This window comes from Agromyces humi (genome assembly GCF_009720255.1).
Lineage (GTDB): Bacteria > Actinomycetota > Actinomycetes > Actinomycetales > Microbacteriaceae > Agromyces > Agromyces humi.
The window spans coordinates 1-6,249 of record NZ_WJSP02000216.1; the positions used below are offsets into that span (position 1 = coordinate 1).

The window sequence follows — 6,249 nt, forward strand, 5'->3', positions numbered from 1 at the left end:
ACGCGCGCACCGAGGACTTCGGCTACCTCGCCCTGCAGACCACCCGTCCGCTCAGCGTCGCCTACGGTCTCACCGACTCCCCCATCGCCCAGGCCACATGGATCGTCGAGAAGTTCCAGGAGTGGACCGACCCTGCACGCGACCTGCCCGAGGATGCCGTCGACCTCGACGACCTGCTCACCCTCATCTCCGTGTCGTGGTTCGGCGGCGCCGGCGACGGAGCCGCCAACCTGCTCTACGAGGCCGCGCACGCGCAGGTCGCGTGGGGACGCCACCACGACCGGCCGCAGGGCATCACCGCGTTCGGCGACGAGCCGCTCATGCGGCGCATCCTCGACGCCGACGGCCACCTCGCGTTCTGGAACGAGCACCGGCACGGCGGGCACTTCCCGGCGATGGAGGCGCCCGACGACCTCGTCGGCGACATCCGGAGCTGCTTCGCGAGGCTGCTCACGGTGTGACGGGGGGCCTCGAAGGCTCACGGATGCTGCGGCTGCTCCTTCTCGGCGCGACCGGCGGGCTCGAGCTGGAACGTCGAATGGGCCACGTCGAAGTGCTCGGAGAGGCATCCGCCGAGCTCGTCGAGGAGCGCACCCGCGCGACCGGATTCGAACACGTCGGCGTCGACCTCGACGTGGGCGCTGAACACCGGCGACCCCGAGGTGATCTGCCAGACGTGCACGTCGTGCACCGCCACCACGCCGGCCGTGCCGAGCAGGTGCTCGCGGATCTCGGCCACGTCCGTGTCGGCGGGGGCCGACTCGAAGAGCACGTGCATGACGTCGCGCAGCAGCATGAGCGCGCGCGGCACGATGAGCACGGCGATGACCATCGACGCGATGGGGTCGGCCGCGTCGAACCCGGTGGTGACGATGACGACGGCCGCGATGATGACGAGCCCCGAGCCGATGAGGTCGCCGAGCACCTCGAGGTAGGCGCCGCGCAGGTTGATCGAGTCCTCGGCGCCGGCGCGGAGCACCAGCATGGCCGCGAGGTTGGCCAGCAGGCCCAGCACCGCGATGACGAGCATCACCCCGCCACGCACCTCGTGCGCCTCGCCCTCGGCGCCCGACACCAGCCGACCGATCGCCGAGACCAGCACGGTGACGGCCACGACGATGAGGATGACGCCGTTCACGAGGGCGCCGAGCACCTCTGCGCGACGGTACCCGTACGTCTGCCGGTCGGTCGCCGGCCGGGCGGCGACCGTCGCCGCCACGAGCGCGACCACGAGACCGATGAGGTCGCTCGCCATGTGCCCCGCGTCGGCGAGCAGCGAGAGCGAGCCGCTGAGCACGCCGCCCACGACCTGCACGACGAGGAACGCGCCGATGATCGCGATCGCCACCAGCAGCCTGGTGCGGTTCGCGGTCGCGCCGTGTGCCTGCGCGTGATCGTGGGTGTGTGCCATCACCTCAAGGGTAGGCGCGGATGCCGGGTGCGGCTCCTGATGGGAATGAGTCCCCTTCTCAGGCGAGCCGCGTTCTCAGTCCAGCCCGGTGCGGAACCCCTCCCGCCAGCTCGGATGGCGCAGCTCCCACCCGAGCTCGCGCTTGGCCTTGGCGTTCGAGGAGCCGCGGATCTCGGTCATCATCGAGACGCCGTGCTCGCCGATGAGCGCGCGGGCCACGAGCGCGGGCACGTGCAGCGGCGGCCTGGCGCCGCTGATCCGGGCGAGCTCCGGCAGCCACTCCGAGACCGGGGCCGGATCGTCGTCGACGACGTTGTAGAGGCCGGGGGCGCCGCGGGTGACGGCCAGGGCCGTGGCGGATGCGGCGTCGTCGACGTGCACGAACGACCAGACTCCCGTGCCGGCGCCGACGAGCGGCAGCTTGCGGGCCCGGACCATCTCCAGCATCGCGCCGCCCCGGCCGATGGCGTTGCCGGGGCCGTACAGGTTGCCGTAGCGGAGCACGAGCCCCGCGGCATCCGTGGTGGCCTGCTCGACGTGCCGGATCGCGGCGATCGACTGCCGTGACGCGGCGGTCGGCGCCGGGTCGAGCGGGTCCTCCTCCGTCTTGACCGGGCCGCCGGTGCGCTCATTGGGCCAGCCCGTGTAGCTCTGCGCGATGAACCGCCCGACCCCCGCCTCGCGTGCGGCGGCGAGCAGGTGGTCGGTGCCGAGGGTGCGCAGCGCGTTGGTCGCGGCGAACTCCTCGTCGAAGTGCTTGACGTCGCCCTCCATGGCGCTGAGCCCGGTGAGCTCGTGCACGAGCACGTCGGGGCGGGCCTCGAGCACGGTGGCGCGCACGGATGCCGCGTCGAGGGCGTCCATGACCACCCCCGTCGCCCCGTCCGCCTCGATGTCGGCGAGGCGATTGCGCCTCCGCGACGTGCCGACGACCTCGTGGCCCGCGGCCACGAGCAGCGGCACCAACCTGGATCCCACGGCGCCCGTGGCGCCGGCGATGAAGACTCGCATGTGTGCATCCCTTCCTGTCACCCCCTCCGACGGATCGGTCACCCGGTCTGTGACAGGAGGCGGCAGATCTGCATGGAACCTCCCCGATCGGCCTGTGCCATGCTCGGGGCATGCCCTCCTCGACCGCGGAGCTCGGCGAGCTCCGGCCCCTCATGTTCTCGATCGCGTATCGCATGCTCGGCAGCGTGTCGGACGCTGAGGACGTCGTGCAGGAGGCGTCGCTGCGCCTCCACGAGCGGTCGCGGTCGGGCGAGCCGATCGAGCGGCCCGAGGCGTTCGCGTCGACCGTCGCGACGCGGCTGGCGATCGACGCACTGCGTTCGGCGCGCCGCCGTCACGAGGTGTACCTGGGAACCTGGCTGCCCGAGCCCCTGCCCGACGACGACCAGGATCCGGCGCACCGCGTCGAACGCGACGAGACCCTCTCGTTCGCGTTCCTCGCGGTGCTCGAGCGGCTCGGACCGGTCGAACGCGCCGTGTTCCTGCTGCGCGAGGTCTTCGTGATGGACTACGCCGAGATCGCCGCGATCGTCGAACGCGACGAGGCCGCCTGCCGGCAGATCCTGCACCGGGCGCGGGCGCGCATCGCCGACGGACGGCCACGTTCGCAGACGGATGCCGCGCGCGACGCCGCGCTCCTCGACACCTTCTTCTCGGCGCTCGAGGCCGGGGATGTCGACGCGCTCGCCGGCGTCCTGGCCGAGGACGTGGCGTTCTACGCCGATGGCGGCGGCAAGGCATGGACCGTTGCCCGGCGCGTCGACAGCAGGTCCGCGGTCTCGGCCATGTGATCGTCGACGACAAGGACAAGATCACCGGCGACAACCGACGGCCGGTTCTTCGTGGCCTGCACCCTGGTCGGCACTTCGACGGAGACCCCTACGTGCCGGGCAATGCGGACCGGGCCGAGGTCGCCGACCAGGTCCGGCAGTCGACGGGCGTGTTCCTCGGCGGGGGCGACCAGATGCGGTACGTCCGCACGCTGCTCGACTGCGCGGGAGCACCGGCCGACGAGGCCTACAGCCGGTGCGCCGACACGCCCGTGCTCAGTGCCGTCCGGGACGTGCTCGCCGCCGACGGCGTCGTCGCCGGGGTCAGCGCAGGCCTGACGATCCAGCAGGGCGCCGACATGGTGACGGGCGGAGAGTCCTACCAGGCGTGGCGGGACGGCGGCTCCCCGGGGTACCTCGACGACCCGACCGCCCTCGCATCGCTCCCGTTCGGCGGCTTCGGCTTCTTCCAGGAGGCCCTGCTCGACAGCCACTTCGGCACCTGGGGCCGGCAGGCACGCATGATCAGGCTCGCGGACGACACGCACCACCGCCGGATCCTCGGCGTCGACGAGACGACCGCCCTCGCCTATGACCGCTCCACGCGCATCGGGCAGGTGATCGGCGAAGCCGGCGCATCCGTGATCGACGTCGACCCCAGCGACGTGCGCGGGCAGACCGCACGCGACGTGCGCTGGACCCGGCTCGTCGCCGGCGACGCCTACGACTTCGCCCGCGGCACGGTGGTCCCCGGCGCCGAGCGGAGGACCGCACCGGGAACCGGCGCCGGACCGGCGGAGGCCGCGGACGTCTGGGACTCGATCGACGGGCCGGGCAACTCGAGCTCCCTCACCGATCTGGCCACCGCGCTCGTCGCCTCCTCGGCGACGACAGCCTCGGGCACGACCTTCGAGGCCGCACCGCGGTTCCGCACGACCCTGACGCGTGACCGCGCGACGAGCTGGTGGCCGACCGGCGGGTTCGACCAGCTGCGGGTCGACATCGGCGCCGAGTGAGTGACGGCCGTTCGCCGCGACGGCCCCCGAGCCGATGCTCAGGTCGTCGCGGCGAACGGCACGCTCCCCGCGCTGCAGTACGAGCCCGGGCTGTGCACGAGGTGCGCGATGCGGAGCTCCTCGTCGTGATCGTCGCCCATCACGGGCGCGAGCCCCGGCGCGACGTTCCACGAGAACTGCGGTGCATCCGGATTCGCGCGTTCGTGCTCCCCCAACGCGACGGGCAGCAGCCGCAGTCGCCGGTCGACCCACTCGGCATCCCACGGGCCCTCGTCCGCGATCTGCTCGGCGGCGCGGAACTCGTAGTAGATCGTGCGGCGCAGCCGGTTGCCGGTCACCGCCTCCGACCCGTGCACGACCATCACGTCGTGCACGAGGACATCGCCGGGTTCGAGCTCGACCTGGATCACGCCCGGCGCATCCCACCCGTACTCCTCCTGGAGCTGGCAGACGTCGACCGGGGCGAGGTGCGAGCCGGGTGCCACGCGCAGCGCGCCCTCGCCGGCGCGGGACGCGTCGAGGTAGACGTCGACGTTGAAGATGCGGTGGGTGCGCGGGTGCACCGCATCCTGGTGCCAGTCGATGGCGGCGCCGTCGCCCTCGTCCTTGAAGACGAGCGACTCATAGGTGGGCACGAGGTTCGGCCCGGCCAGGCTCTGGCGATGCCGAGCACGGCCGGACTCCCGAGCAGCTCCAGCGACGCGGCGCGTCCCTTGCCGTGCAGGTAGTCGACGCGGAACATGCGGCGCTCCCCGCCGCGCGTGGCCCATTGGTAGTCGGATGCCGCGGGGTCCTGCTCGTCGAGGGCTCGACCGTCGGCGATCCACCCGTCGGCCGCGGCTCGCAGGCGTTCGAGCAGTGGTGCGGGGATGCGGCCGCGCAGCACGAGGTATCCCTGGGTATCGAACTGCTCGATCTGCTCGGGCGTGAGGTGGTACGCGCGCGGCGTGACGAGTTCCGCCTGCCGCGGGCGGGCGTGGACGGTCTGGCTCATGGGGGTCTCCTTCGTCGAAGTGGAGCGGTCGATATCGACGTTAGATCGGAGGATCACGCGGTTCTTCCGGTCTGAGGTGCAAGAATTCCGGAATGCTCAGGTCTTCGTTCGGGCTCGCGTGCTGGCAGGGCGAGGCGGGTCCGATGACGGTGGCGCACCGCCACGACGACGTCGAGTTCAACCTCGCCACCGTGGACCTCGAGTACCTCGTCGACGGCCGGCCGTTCTCGATCCCGGCCGGGCGGCTCGCGGTGTTCTGGGCGGCGAGGCCGCATCAGCTCGTGAGCGCGACCGGCAGCCAGGTGGTGACCTGGCTCACGGTCCCGCTCGACCGCGTGCTGGGGTGGGGGCTCTCGCGTCGCTTCGTCGAGCGGATACTCGCCGGTGAGTTCGCGCTCCTCGACCACGACGGGGCGCTCGGCCTCGGCGATCGCGTCCCCGGTTGGCAGGCGGAGCTGGCCGGCGACGACGACGAGCACCGCACGGCCGTCCTCGAGATCGAGGCGTTCACCCGGCGCGTGGCTCGAGCGACGTCGGCGGATGCCGCTGCGAACGCCGCGGCATCCGGATCCGGCGTCCGCCCCCAGGCTGCGGCGATGGCCGCGTGGATCTCGGAGCACGCGCACGAGGAGGTGCGCGTGCCGGAGGTCGCACGCCAGGTGCACCTGCATCCGCAGTACGCGATGGCCGTGTTCCGCGACGCCCTCGGCATCACGATCGGCGAGTACCTGACGCAGTGCCGCATCGCCCGTGCACAGCACCTGCTGCTCGCGACGACGATGCCGGTTCCCGAGGTGGGATTCGCGTCGGGCTTCCGCTCGCAGAGCCAGTTCTACGCCCGCTTCCGCGAGCGATGCGGTGAGCCGCCGGCCGCGTATCGACGCCGATTGGGCAGCGCGGCCGGCTGACCCGGGTCAGGCCGAGTCGCGCCAGACGATCTCGGTGTCGAGGAGGAGGCCGCTCGTGTCGACGTCGCCCCGGAGGCGATCGAGCACGAGGGCGGCCGCGCGGCTGCCGAGCACGGCGGCAGGCTGCCGCACCGTCGAG

7 protein-coding genes and 1 pseudogene are annotated in these 6,249 nt (G+C 72.2%); 5 read left to right on the forward strand and 3 right to left on the reverse strand.

Annotation, left to right across the window (positions count from 1 at the left end; genetic code table 11):
* Window positions 1-461, forward strand: a pseudogene (locus GH736_RS15125) (epoxide hydrolase); the annotation flags it as partial.
* A 17-nt stretch (window positions 462-478) separates the two neighbouring features.
* On the opposite strand, the gene GH736_RS15130 reads toward GH736_RS15125, so the two are convergent.
* Complete coding sequence (locus tag GH736_RS15130) at window positions 479-1,411, reverse strand: cation diffusion facilitator family transporter (RefSeq protein WP_159604776.1); 933 nt, start codon at window positions 1,409-1,411, stop codon at window positions 479-481.
* Window positions 1,412-1,486: 75 nt separating this feature from the next.
* On the reverse strand, window positions 1,487-2,422 hold the full coding sequence (locus GH736_RS15135) for an NAD-dependent epimerase/dehydratase family protein (RefSeq protein ID WP_159604778.1): 936 nt from the start codon (window positions 2,420-2,422) through the stop codon (window positions 1,487-1,489).
* A 110-nt stretch (window positions 2,423-2,532) separates the two neighbouring features.
* On the opposite strand from GH736_RS15135, the gene GH736_RS15140 reads away from it, so the two are divergent.
* Together GH736_RS15140 and GH736_RS15145 are read left to right on the forward strand one after the other, a co-directional pair.
* The gene (locus GH736_RS15140) at window positions 2,533-3,213 is read left to right on the forward strand and encodes a sigma-70 family RNA polymerase sigma factor (RefSeq protein ID WP_159604780.1); all 681 of its coding nucleotides are present in this window, start codon (window positions 2,533-2,535) and stop codon (window positions 3,211-3,213) included.
* Complete coding sequence (locus GH736_RS15145) at window positions 3,162-4,208, forward strand: cyanophycinase (protein WP_159604782.1); 1,047 nt, start codon at window positions 3,162-3,164, stop codon at window positions 4,206-4,208. Before GH736_RS15140 ends, GH736_RS15145 begins: the two co-directional genes overlap by 52 nt.
* Before the next feature lie 38 nt (window positions 4,209-4,246).
* On the opposite strand, the gene GH736_RS15150 is transcribed toward GH736_RS15145, so the two are convergent.
* Window positions 4,247-4,843 carry a phytanoyl-CoA dioxygenase family protein gene (locus GH736_RS15150; protein ID WP_159604784.1) on the reverse strand — a complete coding sequence of 199 codons (597 nt, stop codon included), beginning with the start codon at window positions 4,841-4,843 and terminating at the stop codon, window positions 4,247-4,249.
* Window positions 4,844-4,926: 83 nt separating this feature from the next.
* Here GH736_RS15150 and GH736_RS15155 point away from each other — a divergent pair, with 83 nt between their 5' ends.
* Complete coding sequence (locus GH736_RS15155; RefSeq protein ID WP_159604786.1) at window positions 4,927-5,277, forward strand: hypothetical protein; 351 nt, start codon at window positions 4,927-4,929, stop codon at window positions 5,275-5,277.
* A gap of 17 nt (window positions 5,278-5,294) precedes the next feature.
* Complete coding sequence (locus GH736_RS15160; RefSeq protein ID WP_159604788.1) at window positions 5,295-6,110, forward strand: helix-turn-helix domain-containing protein; 816 nt, start codon at window positions 5,295-5,297, stop codon at window positions 6,108-6,110.
* The last annotated feature ends 139 nt before the right edge of the window (window positions 6,111-6,249 follow it).

What these genes read in the sequence shown, in the direction of transcription:
- GH736_RS15160 (WP_159604788.1), top strand. Translation starts at nt 5,295, where the DNA reads ATGCTCAGGTCTTCGTTCGGGCTCGCGTGCTGGCAGGGCGAGGCGGGT.
- GH736_RS15140 (WP_159604780.1), top strand. Translation starts at nt 2,533, where the DNA reads ATGCCCTCCTCGACCGCGGAGCTCGGCGAGCTCCGGCCCCTCATGTTC.
- GH736_RS15130 (WP_159604776.1), bottom strand. Translation starts at nt 1,411, where the DNA reads ATGGCACACACCCACGATCACGCGCAGGCACACGGCGCGACCGCGAAC.
- GH736_RS15135 (WP_159604778.1), bottom strand. Translation starts at nt 2,422, where the DNA reads ATGCGAGTCTTCATCGCCGGCGCCACGGGCGCCGTGGGATCCAGGTTG.
- GH736_RS15145 (WP_159604782.1), top strand. Translation starts at nt 3,162, where the DNA reads ATGGACCGTTGCCCGGCGCGTCGACAGCAGGTCCGCGGTCTCGGCCAT.